14 protein-coding genes are annotated in these 16,641 nt (G+C 68.3%); 9 read left to right on the top strand and 5 right to left on the bottom strand.

Annotated elements, in window-relative coordinates; translation table 11 throughout:
* The 9 genes from ABZS29_RS16395 to ABZS29_RS16355 all read left to right on the top strand — a co-directional run bounded on the left by ABZS29_RS16395 (position 1) and on the right by ABZS29_RS16355 (position 11,267).
* Positions 1-2,187, top strand: a complete 2,187-nt coding sequence (locus ABZS29_RS16395; RefSeq protein WP_355462604.1) for a germacradienol/geosmin synthase — start codon at positions 1-3, stop codon at positions 2,185-2,187.
* Positions 2,184-3,572, top strand: a complete 1,389-nt coding sequence (locus ABZS29_RS16390; protein WP_355462603.1) for a family 2B encapsulin nanocompartment shell protein — start codon at positions 2,184-2,186, stop codon at positions 3,570-3,572. The genes ABZS29_RS16395 and ABZS29_RS16390 overlap by 4 nt, the downstream gene beginning before the upstream one ends.
* 12 nt (positions 3,573-3,584) lie before the next feature.
* Positions 3,585-4,661 (top strand): family 2 encapsulin nanocompartment cargo protein polyprenyl transferase, encoded by a 1,077-nt coding sequence (locus tag ABZS29_RS16385; RefSeq protein WP_355462601.1) that lies wholly within the window; start codon positions 3,585-3,587, stop codon positions 4,659-4,661.
* 12 nt (positions 4,662-4,673) lie between these two features.
* Positions 4,674-5,612: a 4-hydroxy-3-methylbut-2-enyl diphosphate reductase gene (ispH, locus tag ABZS29_RS16380; protein WP_355462599.1), complete on the top strand. Its 939-nt coding sequence runs from the start codon at positions 4,674-4,676 to the stop codon at positions 5,610-5,612.
* A complete protein-coding gene (locus ABZS29_RS16375; RefSeq protein ID WP_355462598.1) occupies positions 5,609-6,376 on the top strand; it encodes a hypothetical protein in 768 nt (255 codons plus the stop codon). Before ispH ends, ABZS29_RS16375 begins: the two co-directional genes overlap by 4 nt.
* A complete protein-coding gene (locus ABZS29_RS16370; protein ID WP_355462596.1) occupies positions 6,369-7,631 on the top strand; it encodes a hypothetical protein in 1,263 nt (420 codons plus the stop codon). The genes ABZS29_RS16375 and ABZS29_RS16370 overlap by 8 nt, the downstream gene beginning before the upstream one ends.
* A complete protein-coding gene (locus ABZS29_RS16365) occupies positions 7,628-10,147 on the top strand; it encodes a LuxR C-terminal-related transcriptional regulator (protein WP_355462594.1) in 2,520 nt (839 codons plus the stop codon). Before ABZS29_RS16370 ends, ABZS29_RS16365 begins: the two co-directional genes overlap by 4 nt.
* Positions 10,148-10,252: 105 nt before the next feature.
* The gene (locus ABZS29_RS16360; protein ID WP_355462592.1) at positions 10,253-10,444 is read left to right on the top strand and encodes an antitoxin; all 192 of its coding nucleotides are present in this window, start codon (positions 10,253-10,255) and stop codon (positions 10,442-10,444) included.
* 106 nt (positions 10,445-10,550) lie between these two features.
* Positions 10,551-11,267, top strand: a complete 717-nt coding sequence (locus ABZS29_RS16355; RefSeq protein WP_355462591.1) for an SDR family NAD(P)-dependent oxidoreductase — start codon at positions 10,551-10,553, stop codon at positions 11,265-11,267.
* On the opposite strand, the gene ABZS29_RS16350 is transcribed toward ABZS29_RS16355, so the two are convergent.
* From ABZS29_RS16350 to ABZS29_RS16330, 5 genes are read right to left on the bottom strand one after another with little or no spacing between them, the layout of a single operon-like run.
* Positions 11,260-11,670 (bottom strand): hypothetical protein, encoded by a 411-nt coding sequence (locus ABZS29_RS16350; RefSeq protein ID WP_355462589.1) that lies wholly within the window; start codon positions 11,668-11,670, stop codon positions 11,260-11,262. The genes ABZS29_RS16355 and ABZS29_RS16350 overlap by 8 nt on opposite strands.
* Before the next feature lie 3 nt (positions 11,671-11,673).
* The gene (locus ABZS29_RS16345) at positions 11,674-13,170 is read right to left on the bottom strand and encodes an FGGY family carbohydrate kinase (protein ID WP_355462587.1); all 1,497 of its coding nucleotides are present in this window, start codon (positions 13,168-13,170) and stop codon (positions 11,674-11,676) included.
* A complete protein-coding gene (locus ABZS29_RS16340) occupies positions 13,167-14,162 on the bottom strand; it encodes an ABC transporter permease (protein ID WP_355462585.1) in 996 nt (331 codons plus the stop codon). The genes ABZS29_RS16345 and ABZS29_RS16340 overlap by 4 nt, the downstream gene beginning before the upstream one ends.
* Positions 14,155-15,159 (bottom strand): ABC transporter permease, encoded by a 1,005-nt coding sequence (locus ABZS29_RS16335; protein ID WP_355462583.1) that lies wholly within the window; start codon positions 15,157-15,159, stop codon positions 14,155-14,157. The genes ABZS29_RS16340 and ABZS29_RS16335 overlap by 8 nt, the downstream gene beginning before the upstream one ends.
* The gene (locus ABZS29_RS16330) at positions 15,156-16,637 is read right to left on the bottom strand and encodes a sugar ABC transporter ATP-binding protein (RefSeq protein WP_355462582.1); all 1,482 of its coding nucleotides are present in this window, start codon (positions 16,635-16,637) and stop codon (positions 15,156-15,158) included. The genes ABZS29_RS16335 and ABZS29_RS16330 overlap by 4 nt, the downstream gene beginning before the upstream one ends.
* Positions 16,638-16,641 lie beyond the last annotated feature (4 nt).

Raw genomic sequence — 16,641 nt, 5'->3', positions numbered from 1 at the left:
ATGAGTCAGCAGCCCTACGAGCTGCCCGACTTCTATGTGCCCTACCCGGCCAGGATCAGTCCGCACCTGGAGGGAGCCCGGGCGCACAGCAAGTCCTGGGCCTACGAGTTCGACATGATCGACGTACCGCAGCAGGGCCACCACGTCTGGGACGAGCATGACTTCGACTCCCACGACTACGCGCTGCTGTGTGCCTACACCCACCCCGACGCGACCGGCCCGCAGCTGGATCTGGTCACCGACTGGTACGTCTGGGTCTTCTACTTCGACGACCACTTTCTCGAGCTGTACAAGAAGACCCGGGACATCCCGGCCGCGAAGGCGTACCTGGACCGGCTGCTGTTGTTCATGCCGGCCGAAGGTGAGATCACCGAAGTACCGGAGAATCCGGTGGAACGTGGTCTTGTCGACCTGTGGAACCGCACGATCCCGTCGATGTCGGCGGACTGGCGGCGGCGGTTCCGGCTGACCACAGAGGCTCTACTCGCCGAGTCCCTGTGGGAGCTGTCGAACATCAGCGCCGGCCGGATCGCCAACCCGATCGAGTACGTCGAGATGCGCCGCAAGGTCGGCGGCGCACCGTGGTCGGCGAACCTGGTCGAGTACGTGACGTCGGAGGTCCCGGAGGCGATCGCCGAGACCCGGCCGATGCACGTGCTCAGCGACACGTTCTCGGACGCCATCCACATGCGCAACGACCTCTTCTCGTACCAGCGTGAGGTCGAGGTGGAGGGCGAGGTCAACAACGCGGTGCTGGTGATGGAGACCTTCTTCGGTTGCCCGACGCAACGAGCGGCGAACCTGGTCAACGACATCCTCACCTCGCGGTTGCACCAGTTCGAGAGCACGGCCGTGGTCGAGGTCCCGATGCTGCTCGCCGAGCACGGCATCGATCCGCAGGGACAGCTCGACGTACTGAACTATGTGAAAGGACTGCAGGACTGGCAGTCCGGCGGTCACGAGTGGCATCTGCGGTCGAGCCGCTACATGAACAAGGGCGGCAAGGCGGCCACTACCGCCGGACTCGGTACGTCGGCGATGCGAATCGTCTCGTCGTTGGTGGCCACTGCCCCCTACCGCACGCGCAGCCACAGCTTCCGGCCGCACCAGCCGGTCGGGCCGACCGCCCTGCCGGAGATGTACATGCCGTTCAAGGCCAGGAGCAGCCCGCATCTGGACAGCGCCCGGTTCGAGGTCCTGCGGTGGGGTGAGCGAACCGGGATCACCGACGGCACGATCTGGGACGCGCGGATGCTCGAGGCGTTCGATCTGCCCCTGTGCGCGTCCGGCATCTTTCCGGACGCCTCGGCCGAGGAGCTCGCCCTGGCCAGTGAATGGCTGGCGTGGGGCACGTACGCCGACGACTACTACCCGGAGGTGTTCGGGCGGCGACGCGATCTGGCCAGTGCCAAGGTCACCACGGCGCGGCTGTCGGCGCTGATGCCGCTCGATCTCGTCGGTCCGCCACCGGTCGGTCCGCTGGAGGTGTCGCTGGCCGATCTGTGGCAGCGCACCGCCGGACCGATGTCGGCGGAGGACCGGCGATCCTTCCGCCAGGCGGTCGACACGATGACCGAGAGCTGGCTGTGGGAGCTCGCCAACCAGGCGCAGAACCGGATCCCCGATCCGGTCGACTACGTCGAGATGCGGCGCCGGACGTTCGGCTCGGACCTGACCATGAGTCTGTGCCGGATCGGTCACGGCCGGCAGGTCCCGCCGGAGGTGTACCGGTCACGGCCGGTCCAGGCGATGGAGAACGCGGCCGCCGACTACGCCTGCCTGCTGAACGATCTCTTCTCGTACCACAAGGAGATCCAGTACGACGGCGACTTCCACAACGGCGTGGCGGTCGTGCAGAACTTCCTCGCCTGCGGCAAGGACGAGGCAGTTGCCGTGGTCAACGACCTGATGACGGCCCGGATGCAGCAGTTCGAGCGCGTCACCGAGAACGACCTGCCGACGATGATCGCCGACTTCGGCCTCTCCGACGAAGTCGGGAACGCCGTGCTCGGCTACGCCGAGGAACTCCGCAACTGGATGTCCGGAATCCTCGTCTGGCACGAAGGCTGTCATCGCTACAAAGCCTCCGATCTGCCGCATCGCGCCGCCCAACCTCGCCGTCTTGGCATTCCGACCGGACCAGGCACCTCCGCCTTCCGAATCGCTAGAAAGGCCGGTGTTGCATGACCGTCGACCATCAAGAACAAGCCCAGCTCAGCCTCGGTACGGCGGCGGCGCGCAAGCTCGCGACGACGACCAAGTCCGTCCCGCAGATGCAGGGCATCAGCCCGCGCTGGTTGTTGCAGCTGCTCCCGTGGGTGGAAACCAAGGGCGCCGCGTTCCGCGTGAACCGGCGGACCACCTTCGCGGTCGGTGACGGCCGGCTGAGCTTCTCGGTCACCGGATCCGACGTCCGGGTGATTCCGGCCGAGCTCACCGAGCTACCGCCACTGCGCGGGTACGCCGATGAGGACGTGCTCAACGCGTTGGCCGGACGATTCCACCGCGAGGACGTGGAGCCGGGCCAGGTGATCGTCGAGTTCGGCAGCCGGGTGGACGACGTCGTACTGATTGCCCACGGCAAGGTCACGAAGACCGGAGTCGGCGAGTACGGCGCCGGTACCGATCTCGGAACTGTCGCCGACGGCGACCATCTCGGCGCGCAACTGCTGACCGAACCGCCGGAACACCTGTGGGAGTACACGGCGAAGGCTCTGACGAGTTGTGTGATCCTGCGCCTCAGCCGAGCCGACTTCACCGAACTGGTCGACCGTTCGGAGTCCTTGCGGACCCAGCTCGACGACTACCGGCAGCGGCCGAAGCACGCGCAGAACAAGGCCGGCGAGGCGGCGATCGACGTCGCCTCCGGTCATGCCGGCGAGGACGTGCTGCCCGGCACGTACGTCGACTACGACCCGGCGCCGCGGGAGTACGAGCTCAGCGTGGCGCAGACGATCCTGCGGGTGCAGACCCGGGTCGCGGACCTCTACAACGACCCGATGGATCAGACCGAGCAGCAACTTCGGCTGACCATCGAAGCGCTTCGCGAGCGGCAAGAGTGGGAGATGCTCAACAACCGCGAGTTCGGGTTGCTGCACAACGCCGACTACAGCCAGTGCATCTACACCCGCACCGGCCCACCGACGCCCGACGACTTCGACGAGCTGCTCACGCGGCGGCGCAAGCCGCGGTTGCTGCTGGCTCATCCGAAGGCGATCGCCGCGTTCGGCCGGGAGTGCACGAAGCGGCGGATCTACCCCGAGACGACCGTCGTCAACGGCAAGACCGTGCACGCGTGGCGCGGCGTACCGCTGCTGCCGTCGAACAAGATCCCGATCTCCGACACCAACACCACCTCGGTGCTGGTCCTGCGCACCGGCGCCGACGACGAGGGTGTCGTCGGATTGCACCAGACCGGTCTGCCGGACGAGTACGAACCGGGCCTGAACGTCCGGTTCCTCGGCATCAGCGACAAGGCAGTCATCTCGTACCTGGTCAGCACCTACTACTCGGTGGCTGTTCTCGTCCCGGACGCGCTGGGCGTTCTGGAAAACGTCGAGCTCGGTGGATGAGGAGCATTCTAGATGACATACATTTCCCACCCCACCGCCCCGGTCTCAACACTCCAGGAAACGACCAGCCAAGGTGACCGTTCGGCGGCCGAGGTGCTCGCGTGGAGCCGTGAGGTCGTCGACCCCGCGCTCCGCGCCGCGATAGCCACGCTCCCTCCGGCCACCCGCCGGATCGCCGACTACCACTTCGGCTGGGCCGACGAAGAGGGCCGGCCCGCCCACGCCGACAGTGGCAAGGCGATCCGTCCGGCCCTCGTGCTGCTCACTGCCCAAGCCGTCGGCGGTACGACGGAAGCTGCGCTTCCGGCCGCGGTCGCGGTCGAGCTGGTGCACAACTTCTCCTTGCTGCACGACGATGTGATGGACTGCGACACCTCTCGCCGGCACCGCGCGACCGCGTGGACGGTGTTCGGACTGGGGCCGGCGATCCTGGCCGGTGATGCGCTGCTCGGCCTGGCCTTCGACGTACTGGTCGGCAGCGGCCACCCGGCTCGGGGCGAGGCCGCGCGGATCCTCGGTGCCGCGGTTCAGGAGCTGGTCGACGGACAGTTGGCCGACGCGGAGTTCGAGACCCGGGACGACGTCGTACCGGCGGAGTGCGTGCGGATGGCTCAGCTCAAGACCGGCGCGCTCCTCGGATGCTGTACGGCGCTCGGTGCCCTGCTCGGCGGTGGCCGGCCCGACCAGATCGACCACCTTCGGTTGTACGGCGAAGATCTGGGACTCGCGTATCAGTACGCCGATGACCTGCTCGGCATCTGGGGGACGCCGAAGGTCACCGGCAAGCCGGTCTTCTCGGATCTGACCCGGCGGAAGAAGTCGTTGCCGGTCGTCACCGCGCTCGCCTCCGGTACGCCGGCCGCCCGCGAACTCGCCGCGCTGTACGCGCGGACCGACGAGTTGTCGCACGAGGACCTGACGACCGCGGCGGCACTCGTCGAGACCGCCGGCGGCCGCACCACCAGTCAGGCCCAGGCCGACGCCTTGGTGACCGAGGCGCTGGGCTCGTTGATCACCGCCGGCGCACTCGCGCCGGCGTCCGTCGAACTGGAAAGGCTGGCTCGGCTCGCAACTCGCCGTGATCACTGAAGGGGGGATTCGATGACGACCCGAAGAACCATCCTGCTCGCCGCACCCCGGTCGTTCTGTGCCGGGGTGGAGCGAGCGGTCGACATCGTCGAACGATTGCTCGCGGCCCGGTCCGGGCCGATCTACGTCCGCAAACAGATCGTCCACAACACCCGGGTCGTCGACGACCTTCGCCGGCGGGGGGCGATCTTCGTCGACGAACTCGACGAGGTGCCGGCGGGCGCCACGGTGGTGTTCTCCGCGCACGGGGTCGCGCCGATCGTCCACCGGGACGCGGCGCTGCGCGGACTCGACGTCGTGGACGCCACCTGCCCGCTCGTCACCAAGGTCCACGTCGAAGCCCGGCGGTACGCCGCGCGCGGCGACACCGTGGTCCTGATCGGACACGCCGGTCACGAGGAGGTGGCGGGGACCCTCGGCGAGGCGCCCGACCAGACGGTGCTGGTCGAGACGGTCGCCGACATCGACGCACTGCAGGTCGACGATCCGAACCGGGTCTCGTACCTGACCCAGACCACCCTGGCGGTCGACGAGACGACCGCCCTGATCGATGCCCTGCGCAACAAGTTTCCGGGTGCGCGGGGACCGGACACCGCCGATATCTGCTACGCCACCACCAACCGGCAAGCGGCGTTGTCGGTGATCGCCGAACAGGCCGAGCTGGTCCTCGTGGTCGGCTCGGCCAACTCGTCGAACTCGGTGCGCCTGGTCGAGCTCGCCGAGCGCAACGGAGCGACGGCGTACCTCGTGGACCGGGCGGACGACGTACCGGCCGCGTGGCTGGACGGTGTCCGCGTCGTCGGTCTGACGGCGGGTGCGTCGGCTCCGCCCGAGCTGGTGAACGAGGTGATCGAGCGGATCGCGTCGTGGGGTCCGGTCGAGGTGATCGAGCACGAAGTGACCCGGGAGACCGTCCGGTTCACGCTACCCCCGGCGGTGAGGCAAGCATGAGTCTGTACGTGAGCGGTGTGTTGTGGGTGGTCGGCATCATGATCGTCACCGGAGCACTGGCGCTGATCCTGCGCAAGGTCCGGCAGCGGATCGGCCGCGAGGCCAACAACGAAGTGGCCGGACAGGTCTTCACCGTGGTCGGTGGAGTCAACGTGGTGATCGCGGCGTTCGTGCTGATCTCGTTGTTCGACGGCATGGACACCGCGTCCAAGACGACGTACGACGAAGCCAACGCGTTGGTCGCGGTGCGCTGGTCCGGGAACGCGCTGGCCGAGCCGACCCGGTCCAAGGTCGAGAAGCTGACCAAGGAGTACGCGACCGTGGTCGCCGAGCGCGAGTGGCCGGCCATGCGGGACGGGCGCGAGGTCGGCGCCCAAGGCTGGACGCTGTTGTCGGAGCTGCAACGCACGCTCGAGCAGGCGAAGACGACGACCCAGCGTCAGGAAGACAGCCGGGCCGATGCGGCGAGCCAGGTCTGGAACGTGTACCAGGCCCGGCAGGAGCGGCTGAACTCCAGTGGTAGCGGAGTCAGTGCCGTGGTCTGGTTCGCGATCATGATCGGCAGCGTGATGTCAGTCGCGCTGATGTTCATGTTCGGCGGTCCGGGGCTGTACTCGTACGCGTTCATCGTGTCGATGCTGGCCGGCGCGATCGGGTTGCTGCTGTTCGCGATCTACCAGCTGCAGAACCCGTTCAGCGGCGGCGCCGATGTCGGCCCGGACGCGTTCCTGTCCGCGCTCTCGCGGCTGGGCGACAGTGGGTGAGCTGCGTCGGGCGCTCGCCTGCTCAGCGGCGGTCGCGGCGGCCGCGGGCGGGGTGGTCGTCGTGGCCACCCCGTCCCAGGCCGTGTCCCCCGAGTGCTCGTTCTTCGACTTCCGGTCGGCCGGATTGACGTCGTTGTCCCGGCTGGTCCGGGTCGACCTGCCGGCCGGTACGACGACCGATCTCGGCCGGCTCGATTACCAGGTCCAGGCGGCCGGGTACTCGAGCAGGCAGGAGCTCGTGTACGGCGTCGCGACCCGGGACAAGCACGGCTGGCTGCTCCGCCGGCCACGGTTGCTGACGATCAACAGCCGAGGCACGGTCACCGATCTGGGCGATGTACGGCGGGGTGTCGGGGGCCTCGCCGAACCGGTCGGTGGCGCCGTCTCGGGAACCAGGTTCTACGTGCGGGATGTACATCGGCTCTTCACGATCGACATCGATCCGGGGAGTCCGACGTACCGGAAGGTGGTGGGTGATGTGCGACTGAAACCTGTAGCGGCCGTGCTGTCGGTCGACGACTTCGGGGTGTCGCCGGTGAGCGGCACGCTGTACGGCGTCTCGACAACGGGGTACCCGGCGAAGCTGGTCAGTATCGACCCGGTGAGCGGCTCGGTGCGAACCGTCGCGTCGGTGCCGGGAATTCCGCGGCTGCACTCGTACAGCTCGGTGCTGGTCGGGGCATCGGGGGTGTACGCCGTCAATACCGGGTACGGGCGGCCGACCCGGGTGTTCCGGATCGGCTTCGACGGATCGTCGCGGGAACTCGGGTCGTGGCAGTCGATGGCGTTCAGCGAGGGGGCGGGTTGTCTGCCGCGGGTCGCGCCGCCACCACCGCCACCACCGCCCACTCCGGCCCCAACCCCGACTCCACAGGTCCCGAAGCCGACACCACGGCCGACCGCGACGCCGACCCCCGCTCCACCGCGGCCATCGGTGGTTCGGCCGACCTCCAGACCGACTCGGGTGGCGACTCCGGAGCCGACTCCGACGCCCGCACCGACACCTACGCCCACCGCTGAGCCGCAGGTGGTAGCGCCGCCTCCCCCAAGCCCAACGCCGACTCCTCCGCCGACAGTGCCCCGGCCTCCCGCCGTACCGCCGAAGGAGTTCGTCGCGGCACAACAGGCAGCAGCCGAGCAGCCGGTCACCGACCACACGGTGCAGGTCATGCGGCGCTGGTCGCTGGCAACCGTCATCCTGATCATGTCCGGCGGCGCCGCCATGGCGGCCTCACGCAGAATGCGGCGCCGGTGAACGCGCCCTGCGTCGAGGCCCGGCGCGACCACGAACTCGGCGTCCTGCACGATGCCTTGAGCAACGATTCCGGACTGATCCTGGTGATCGGCGAGTCCGGGGTCGGCAAGACGCATCTGCTGCGCCAGGTGGCCTCCCGGCACTCGGTTCCGTGGTTCATCACCCAATGCATCTCCGGTACGTCGTCGCTCACCGCCCTGCTCGAGGTTCTCGGCGTCGATCCGGCGGATCCCGACCGACGCAGCGCGGTCCTGCGCGGGCTCGCGACTCTCGGACCGATCGTGCTGGCGGTCGAGGACCTGCAGTGGGCAGACCCGGAGACCTTGCGATTGGTGCGCTTCATCGCCGCCCGACGCCCGCCCGGGGTCCATGTGGTGGTGACCTGCCGGCCGGAGGCCGTCGAGGCGAACTCGCTCGCCGAGCGGGTCACCGAGGTTCGGCTCGGTCCACTCGACGCCGGCGAGGTGCAGGCCGTGGCTGCGCGGCAACTGGGCGGGCATCAGCTGTCCCTCACCTTGGCCGAGGAGCTGACCCGACATAGTGGCGGTCTTCCCTTTGCAGTGCTCGAGTTTCTGCGGAGCGTGCAGCCTGGCTCTTCGGTCGAACACGACGTCCGCCGGGCTCTCGTCGAGACACCACCGCCAGTGGCGTTGCGGGCATCACTGGGGATCCGGATGCGCGAAGTTCCGGAGGCATGTCGACATGTCGTTCGGGCGGCGGCAGTGTTGACGACCGCCGCACCGGAGTACCTGCTCGGGACGGTGGCCGGGGTGACCGGACCGACGTTGACGACCGCCATCGATCACGCGCTGACCAGCGGGCTGCTGCACGAGCAGCGGCCCGGACTCTACGATCACCGGCACACGCTGGCTCGACGGGCGGTGCTGGCGATGTTGCCTCCGGACGAATTGCGGCGGTTGCACCGGCAGGCGGCCCGGGCGTTGATGGCGATCACGCCGACGCCGCATGCACGGATCGCCGAGCATGCCCGGAGGGGTGGCATGCTCGGCACCTGGCTCACCCATGCCGAACTGGCGGCGGATCATTCGATTGCCAATGGCAACTTTCTGGCCGGTTCCGATCAGCTGCTGGCGATGCTGGAGGTGACCGCGCTGCCGTGGGCGGATCGGGCCAGGCTCGCCACGAAGCTCGGCCGGACGGCGTTGGCCGACAATGCCCGCTGGGGCGAGGTGATCGCCGTACTGGGTGGGGTCTTGGCCGAGTCGGATCTTCCCGGGGTGGCGCGCGGCCGGTTGCGGTTGGTGCTCGGGTTGCTGTTGCACGATCGGGCCGGTGACATCCGGGCCGGACGTCGCGAGCTGTGTGCGGCGGTGCCGGAGCTGGACGGGGATCCGGGGTCGATCGCCTGGGCTTTGTCGGTGCTGGCAGTGCCGACACACGGTGGTGAGCCGATCGCTCAGCAACGGGTGTGGATGCGCCAGGCCAGGTCACTCGTGCAGGAGACGGTCGACGGGGTGACGCGGTTCGCCGTACGGACGAACGAAGCGCGGTTCCGGCTCGCCACGGGTGAGTTGGATCCGGCGCCCGGAGCGGAGGCAGCGGGCGCTCGCGCGTGGCTCGGGCAGCGGCAGAACTTCGCGAACGTGGGCACGGACCGGTACTCGCGAGCGGTGGTCGCGGCCGCGCAGGTGCGGGTGGCGTTCGCGGCGGCGGACTGGGCGACGCTCGAGGAACGGTTGACGCGGGCCAGGGTTGCGGCCGAAGGTCTGCCACTGGTGATGGCAGAGCTCGACCTGGTCGACGGCCGGCATCGACTGGCTCGCGGTGACGTTGCCGCCGGCAAGGAGATTCTGGAGACCGTGATCGCCCGGACTCCGATGGGACCGTGGCCGCTGCGCGCGGCGGCCGTGGCAGCCTGTCCCGGCGCCGACTTCGAGCAGTGCCTGGACGTCGTACGCCGGAAGGGTCTGTGGGCAGTGTCCGGCGATCTCGTCATCCAGATCTGTACGACGCTGATGCGGTCCGGCCGCGTCGAGAAGGCGACGGAGCTGGCCGATGAGTTCGTGGAGGCGGTGGGTGATGTGAACGCTCCCGCAGCCGCTGCGGCGGCGGCGTTGGTCGACGCCGTGGTCCGCCCGTCGATGCCTGCGTTCGGGCAGGCCGCGGCGCAGTACGCTGCGCTCGGCTGGCGCTACTACGAGTCCCTGGCGCATGAGCAGCTGGGGTACTACCTACTGGCTCAGGGAGATTCCGAGCATCTGATCACCACCGCCCGCGCGTACGACGCTCTGGGCGCGCGCGGGGATGGTGAGCGCTGCCGGGAGGCCCTGCGGGCGGCAGGGTTCGCCGCACCGCGCAAGCGTGGGCGCCGTGGGTACAACAACAAGCTCTCTCCGCGGGAGCTCGAAGTCGCCCGGCTGGCCGCCCAGGGCCTCACCAACCGCGAGATCGCCGACCGGCTGCAACTCTCGGTCAGCACGATCGAGGACCACATCACCAGTACGTTCCGCAAGCTCGGTGTCAGCCGCCGCAGCGGTCTCGGACCGTTGCTCTGAGCCACATGTCATGACATAGAGACACCAGGAGGTGTGAGATCCGCGGAAACGGGTAATGGCGGGGGCGCACTGTCCGACGAACCATCGAGAGAACGGGGAAAGACGATGGGTATTTTCGACAAGGCCAAGGACGCCCTCGGCGAGCACGGCGACAAGGTTGACGAGGGCATCGACAAGGCCGGTGACTTCGCCGACGAGAAGACCGGCGGCGAGCACGCGGACAAGATCGACCAGGGCCAGGAGTTCGCCAAGGACCGTCTCGACGGTCTCGGCGGCAACCAGGACGACAACGCCTGACCTCTCATCACCTCGAGCGGCCGCCTGTCCAGGCGGCCGCTCGTCGCGTACTGTGCAAGGCAGGTGCTGATGCAGGGGGGAACTGCTGATGGGTCGGCTACGCCGTGTGCTCGTTTGGATCTCGGGAGCTTCTGCTGGGCTGGGCGCCGCGCTCGCGGCGACGATTCCGTTCGAGGCGGAGCTGGTCGACATCTCCCGTCGCGGCGGTACGCCCGGCGCACATCATCTCGCCGTCGATCTCGCAGATCCGCTGTCCTGGCCGGTGGTTGCCGAAGACTTCGAACGGCGACTGACCGATTTCGCTGGGGATAAGGTTCTGTTCATCCACAGTGCGGCGACGCTGACCCCGCTGGGATCGGCCGATCGGGTGGACACCAAGCAGTACACGCACAACGTCCTGCTCAACTCGGCCGCTGCCCAGGTGCTGGGACACGCGTTCCTGAGCGCGGCCGCCCACACTTCCTGTGAGCAGCACCTGATCATGATCTCGTCCGGTGCCGCCGGCCGGCCCCATGAGGGCGAATCGAGTTACGGCGCCGGTAAGGCCGCCATCGATCAGTGGGTCCGCACAGTCGGCTTGGAGCAGGAGCGACGCGACCCTGGCTGCCGGGTGATCTCGGTGTCACCCGGTGCGATCGACACCGAGATGCAGGCCGAGCTGCGGGCCAGCTCGGAGGAGCAGGTGCCGGAATCGCAGCGTTTCCGGCAACTCGAGGCCGAGGGCCGGCTGGCCAAACCGGAGACCGTCGCCCGGACGATCTGGTCGCTACTCAATCGCGACGTCCCGAACGGCGCTGTGCTGCATGTCCGCGATCTCACTTGACGTGAGTCCGGCGGCGCTTAGGGTTGCAGCCTTGAATCACCGGTACGCCGGGGACCGGCTGCGGCACGGGCAGTACGACGGGATGGTCAGCGGACAGCACGAGAATGCCGCGCGCAAGCAACTGACTGAACTTCGACCGCGGATCGGCTCGATCGCCGAGAAGGTCGAGTGTCAGCACGATCACCGCGGAGACGTGTTCCTCCGTGGTCGCGGCCTCGAGCAGTACGGCGAAGCCGTCCGGATCGGTGAGTGCGTCGTCGGCGTGGACGGTGCCGAGCGTGTGTCCTTGGAGCCGAGCGGCCTCGGCGAGCAACTGCTGTTCCTTGCCGAGCTCGAAGTGACGCAGCGAGCATTGTCTGTGCACGTAGCCCAGAGCGAGCGGCATCGGCCGGGTGATCATCATGGTCTACTCACCTCCGCTCGTGGATTGCACCGACCGGGCCAGCCGGTGCACTTGCCGCCGCGTCGCCGGGTAGAGCTCGGCGTACGTGCGGAACAACGTCTCGTAGGTGGATGCGGTCGCCGGATCCGGGCGGACGGTGTGGTCGAGCCGCGCCCAATCGGTGTCCGGGGCGACCAGTCCGATTCCGATCGCGGCCAGCAGCGCGTCGCCGTACGGGGCTCCGATCGTCTCTGCGGGCACTTGTTGCTCGAGGCCACTGATGTCGCTGACGATCTGCGTCCAGAGCCCGCCTTGGGTGCCACCGCCGACGGCGACCACGCGGGCCGGTTGCCCGGCGGCGGCTTCGAACTCGGCGACGATCTGGCGCACACCGCAGGCGATGCCTTCGTAGGTCGCTCGCAGCAGGTGACCGCGGCCGTGCCGGAGTGTCAGTCCGGCGATCACACCACGCGCCAGTGGGTCGTAGATCGGCGTACGCTCGCCGCTGAAGTACGGGAGCATCACGAGGCCTTCGCTACCAGCCGGGACCGCAGCAGCCTCGCTCACCAGGGTTTCGAACGGCACTCCCCCGGTCAGATCTTGCAGCCAGGTGGTGATGATGCCGGAGGTCGCCATACCGGCAGCCAGGGTGTGTGAAGCGCGCTCGACGCCAGAGGTTGTCCAGAGCCCGCGCACGCTGGTCGGCGCGGTCAGCACCTGAACGAAGAACATGGTCGAGCCGTACATGAGCATCAGATCGCCGGGCTTGCGAACGCCCACGCTGAACGCCTCGGCCCACGCGTCGACTGTGCCGGCGACCACCGGTGTCCCCTTGGCGAGTCCGGTCGCGGCAGCGGCCGCCTCGTGGACGATGCCGACCTGCTCGGCCGGCCACACCAGCCGCGGCAACGCCAAGCCCGGCAGGACGGCCTCGACCCAGTCGGTCGCCCATCGCTGCTTGTGGATGTCGTAGAAGGGATCGCACTGGCTGGCGGTGTGGTGATCGAGCACCCACTCGCCCGTCAGCTGCGCGACGACGTACGTGTGGGCACTGAACCAACGGTCCTGCGGTCGCCAGTCGGACTCCGCCGTACGCCGGAGCCACGCGAGCTTGGGGCCGATCGCCTGGCTGGACAGGTCCTTGCCACAACGAGCCAGAATCGCGTCCGCGCCGAGCTGGGTCGTGATTTGGTTGATCTCCACGCTCGCGCGGGTATCGACGCCGTACAGAATGGCGGGACGTCGTGGCTTGAGGTTGTCGTCGGTCTGAACGACACACGGTCCGAGCCCGGAGACACAGACGGCCGCGATCCGCTGGTCCGGATGTGCTGCGGTCAGTTCGCGCAGCACCTCGACGACATCACCCCACCAGTCCCGCTCGGCATCCATCTCGGCCCAGCCAGGCCGCGGGAACACCGGCGCATGATCGCGCCGCGCGACGGCCAGCACCACGCCGTCCTGCGTGGTCAGCACAGCCTTTGTGCTGCCGGTCCCGATGTCGACGCCGATGAGGTGCGTCATGCGATCAGCCTGCGGCGTTGGAAGAGACCGGACAAGGCTGTTCCCCAGGTGTTCAGCAACACCATGGTGATCAGCAACAAACCTTGGCAGATGTTCACCACATGCGAGCTGACGCTGAGGGACAGCAGTCCGGCGCCCAGCAGTTGCATGGCGATCGCGGCGATCACAACCCCGGCGACGGTCAGGTAGCCGCCTTCCGGATCCACTCCAGCCAGTACGGCGATCACCACGGCGAGCAGCACGTACGACGAGCCGTAGTCGGAGTTCGCGCCACCGGCCCGAGCGGAGATGATCAGCCCGGCTACGCCACCGAGCGCACCGCTCATCACGTACGTCGCCAGCAGCACGCGCGCACGCCGGATGCCGCTGAAGTCGGCCGCGGTCGGGTTGGCGCCGACCAAGCGCATCCGGAAGCCCAGCGGAGTCTTGGCGACCACGATTCCGATGATCACGGCAACGATCAGCATCACCCAGAAGATCAGCGGTACGCCGGCCACTGTGAGCAAGGCGATCCGGGTGAACGACTCCGGGAGTCCCTTGACCACGGTCCCGCCCGATGCGACCAGCGCCAGGCCGGAGAAGAGCTGGCCGGTCGCGAGGGTGGCCAGGATCGGCGGGACGTGTTTGTAGCCGACCAGGAATCCGTTGACCGCTCCGCAGGCGAGTGCGACACCGATAGCGGCCAGGATCGCGAGGCCGGGTGCCTGGTGACCGTTCGCCATCATCAGCGCGGCGACGACACCGGAGAGGTTGGCGATCGACACGACGGACAGGTCGATTCCGGCGGTCAGCATCGTCAAAGCCATGGCCAGGCTGAGGATTCCGACCTCGGGGGACGCCAGCTCGACGTACTGGAGGTTCTGGCCGCTCAGGAAGACCGTGGGGTTCAGGATGCCGAAGACGACGATGATCGCGAAGGCGACGACGAGGAGCCGGACGAAGCTGGCGCGGGTGCCCATGGTGAGCAGGAGCCGGCGGAAGCGTTCAGGCATTGGTCACCTCCGGCGCCGGTGCGTCCAGGATCGGCCGGATGCGTTGCCGGCGGCTGATCGAGGTCTGCAGCAGGATGCCTCCGATCAGCAGCGCGCCGACGGCCGCTCGCTGCCAGATCGTCGGGATGCCGAGCGGGACCAGCGAGGCGGTCACCAGCGAGATCAGCAGTACGCCGAGCACCGCGCCGCGGACAGTGCCCTTGCCACCGGTGATCGCGACGCCACCGAGTACGACGGCGGCCAGAGTGTCCAGCTCGCGGCCCATGAACGTGGTCGGATCCGCGCGCCCGCTCAACGTGATCGAGATGATCCCCGCCAGCCCGGCCACCGCACCGGCGATCGCGAACACCAGCACCCGCGTCCGCGGTACCGAGATCGCCGCACGGGAAGCCGCCTCGGCGTCACCGCCGACCGCGAACACACTCCGGCCGGCGATCGTGAACCGCAGGAACGCCCACACCAGGACGCAGACCACGAGCACCACCAGGATCAGCACGTTGAGACTCGTGGTCCCGCGAACCTCGCCCTTCACGGTGATCAGGTGCGTGGTGCCGAGTGTCTGCAGCGGCTGCGGGAGGATCGAGATCACCTCACCGCCGACGAACGCGAACATCGCGCCGAGGTAGATCGAGCTGGTCGCCAGCGTGGCGATCAGGACCGACGTACGGGCCACGATCACCACGGCCGCGTTGATCAGGCCGAGGCCGAGGCCGATCGCCGTACTGAGCGCGAATGCTCCCAGGACGTCCTGTGGTCCGTACTTGATCGTGGTGTAGGCGGAAAGGATGCCGACGGCAAGGAACGAGACGTCGATACCGCCGGAGACCACGACCAGCATCACGCCGACCGCGAACAGGATCCCGACCATCGAGGCGGTGAGCACGTTGAACAGCGTCTGCAACCCGAAGAAGTCCGGGAACTTGAGGCTGACGCCGACCACCAGGAGCGCCATCAGCCCGACCAGGAGCAGCTCCTGGTTCGCCATCACCCGTCTCACGCCGTCACCGCCGCGACCACGGTGTCCTCGCGGAGCTGGTCGCCGCTGAGCTCGCGGACGATCCGGCCGCTGCGCACGACGAGGATCCGGTGGCACATCGAGATCAGCTCCGGAACGTCGTCGCTGATGATCAGCACCCCGAGCCCTTGCAGGGACTGGGCGTTCAGTACGCCGAGGATGTCGAACTTGCTGCCGACATCGACGCCGACGGTCGGGCCGTTGAGGATCAGCACCTTTGGTTCGCCGACCAGCCACTTGCCGAGCAGCACGCGCTGCGCGTTGCCGCCCGAGAGCGAGCGGACCGGGTCGGTCAGTTTGCCGAGCTTGATCCGCAGGTCGCGAACCACCCGCGCCTTCCGCCGTTCGATCGCTTCGGACCGGAGGAAGCCGCGCCGGGCCGGCAGATGGGTCGCGACGATGTTGTCGCCGATCGGCTGGTCCAGGAACAGGCCCTGAGTCAGCCGATCCTCAGGCACGTAACCGATCCCGGCCTCGACCGCATCACTGAGACCACGCACGCGAACCGGCCTGCCGAGCACCTTGATCGTGCCGGTCCGGGCAGGCCGGATCCCGCAGATGGCCTCCGCAATCTCGGTGCGGCCGGAACCGAGCAGCCCGGCGAGACCGACGATCTCGCCCTGGCCGATCTCCAGATCGACGTCTGCGAACAGCGGTTCGCGACTCAGCCCGGTCACCTTGAGCGCCGGGGCTCGGCCCTTGTTGCGGGGCGCGACCCGGTCGAAGCTCTGACTGCCGCGGCCGGTCATCGTCTCGGCCAGCGACGCATGGGTGAACTCGTCCGGCCGGCCGCTCGTCACGACCGCGCCGTTGCGCAGGACGGTGACCCGCTCGGCTATCGAGAAGATCTCTTGCATCTTGTGCGAGATGAACGCCAGCGCGACCCCGGCCTCCTTCAGCCTGCCGACCGCCGCGAACAGCGCGTCCACCTCCTTCCAGGTGAGCGCGGTCGTCGGCTCGTCCATCGCGATGAACTTCGCCTCGTGCGCCAGCGCCCGCGCGATCGCCGTCAACTGCCGCTCGGCGACAGTCAGCTCGCCGACCGGGATGTCGAGCTCGATGTCCACACCGAGCCGTACGACGGCCCGCTCCGCCAGAGTGCGGGCCGCCGTACGGGAATAGAGACGCCGGCCGCCGGCCACCGCACCGGGCAGGGCGATGTTCTCGGCGGCGGTGAGGTTCGGCATCAGGCTGAAGTCCTGGTAGATGACCTCGATCCCCGCCGAGAGTGCCTGGCGCGGCGTGAGGTGGTCGTACGTCGTACCGGCCACGACGACCTGGCCGGACGTCGGGCGGTAGGCGCCGCTGATCACCTTCAGCAGCGTGGACTTGCCGCAGCCGTTCTCACCGGCGATGCAGTGCACCTCGCCCGGGCGGAACGCGACGCTGACGTCGGTCAGTGCCTTGACGCCTCCGAAGCGCTTGGAGACGCCGACCGCCTCGACGATGGGAGCTGACATCGGA

Source organism: Kribbella sp. NPDC005582 (assembly GCF_040605415.1).
Classification (GTDB): domain Bacteria; phylum Actinomycetota; class Actinomycetes; order Propionibacteriales; family Kribbellaceae; genus Kribbella.
The sequence above is the reverse complement of the archived record's forward strand: the minus strand, read 5'-3'. Positions and strand labels throughout refer to the sequence as shown.

Excerpts from the sequence above, each read along its gene's own strand:
- ABZS29_RS16395 (WP_355462604.1), top strand. The coding sequence starts at position 1 with ATGAGTCAGCAGCCCTACGAGCTGCCCGACTTCTATGTGCCCTACCCG.
- ABZS29_RS16390 (WP_355462603.1), top strand. The coding sequence starts at position 2,184 with ATGACCGTCGACCATCAAGAACAAGCCCAGCTCAGCCTCGGTACGGCG.
- ABZS29_RS16385 (WP_355462601.1), top strand. The coding sequence starts at position 3,585 with ATGACATACATTTCCCACCCCACCGCCCCGGTCTCAACACTCCAGGAA.
- ispH (WP_355462599.1), top strand. The coding sequence starts at position 4,674 with ATGACGACCCGAAGAACCATCCTGCTCGCCGCACCCCGGTCGTTCTGT.
- ABZS29_RS16375 (WP_355462598.1), top strand. The coding sequence starts at position 5,609 with ATGAGTCTGTACGTGAGCGGTGTGTTGTGGGTGGTCGGCATCATGATC.
- ABZS29_RS16360 (WP_355462592.1), top strand. The coding sequence starts at position 10,253 with ATGGGTATTTTCGACAAGGCCAAGGACGCCCTCGGCGAGCACGGCGAC.
- ABZS29_RS16350 (WP_355462589.1), bottom strand. The coding sequence starts at position 11,670 with ATGATGATCACCCGGCCGATGCCGCTCGCTCTGGGCTACGTGCACAGA.
- ABZS29_RS16345 (WP_355462587.1), bottom strand. The coding sequence starts at position 13,170 with ATGACGCACCTCATCGGCGTCGACATCGGGACCGGCAGCACAAAGGCT.
- ABZS29_RS16340 (WP_355462585.1), bottom strand. The coding sequence starts at position 14,162 with ATGCCTGAACGCTTCCGCCGGCTCCTGCTCACCATGGGCACCCGCGCC.
- ABZS29_RS16330 (WP_355462582.1), bottom strand. The coding sequence starts at position 16,637 with ATGTCAGCTCCCATCGTCGAGGCGGTCGGCGTCTCCAAGCGCTTCGGA.